This is a genomic window from Neoalteromonas arenosi (genome assembly GCF_030362855.1).
GTDB lineage: Bacteria > Pseudomonadota > Gammaproteobacteria > Enterobacterales > Alteromonadaceae > Alteromonas_E > Alteromonas_E arenosi.
On sequence record NZ_JAUCBP010000015.1, the window covers coordinates 1 to 844 of the forward strand.

1 protein-coding gene is annotated in these 844 nt (G+C 46.2%); it reads right to left on the reverse strand.

Going from position 1 to position 844, the window contains the following annotated elements:
• Window positions 1–724 (reverse strand): IS3 family transposase (locus QTP81_RS17180; protein WP_289367287.1); only part of this gene is annotated, 724 nt, incomplete at its 3' end.
• Window positions 725–844 lie beyond the last annotated feature (120 nt).

An 844-nucleotide genomic window follows, 5' to 3' on the forward strand; every position in this document is an offset into this window, starting at 1 on the left:
GGGTTAGGCGCTTCACTTCGTTTAAATTATTGAATATGTAACAGTCCAATACATCGTCACGGTAAGTCCGGTTAAACCGTTCAATATAGGCATTTTGATAAGGACAACCTGGCTTGATGTAGTCAATCAAAATACCGTGAGCCTTTGCCCAGTTTGTAAATATCTCCGAGGTAAACTCACTACCGTTGTCTACACGTATTTTCTCTGGGTAACCATGCCACTCAGCCAACTGGTCAAGATAGCGGATTACACGCAGCGAAGGCATGCTAGTTGCCACGTCTATGCCCAATACCTCTCGGTTAAAGTCATCAATCACATTAAACGTGCGGAATCGGACTTTGTTGTGCAGACTGTCGCTCATAAAGTCCATCGACCATGACTTTCCTAGTGCGCTGGGCACGGCCAGTGGCTCTGGGTTGCGAGTTGGCAATCGCCGCTTGGCCTTTCGTCTCAAGTTGAGTTTCAGCTCTGTATACACGCGATGCACACGCTTGTGATTCCAGCGATAACCGAGCTTCCTCAATCGCTTAAAACACTTTGGGAAGCCCCATCGATGATGCTTTTCTACCAACTTATTAAGCGCATCTATGATGTCATCATCATTACTTAATATAGGCTCGTAGTAATACGCTGTGCGGCTCATACAGACGACTTCGCAGCTCTTCACCACGCTAACACGATATTGCACCTGTAACTCGTGTGCCCAGACTTTACGCTCAGCCACAGGTGCTACAGCTTTTTTATAATATCAGCCTGCATCTGTGACTTTAGGCTTAACTCTGCATACATTTGCTTCAGCCGACGATTCTCTTCTTCTAGCTCTTTGAGTCGCTTAACGTCTGAT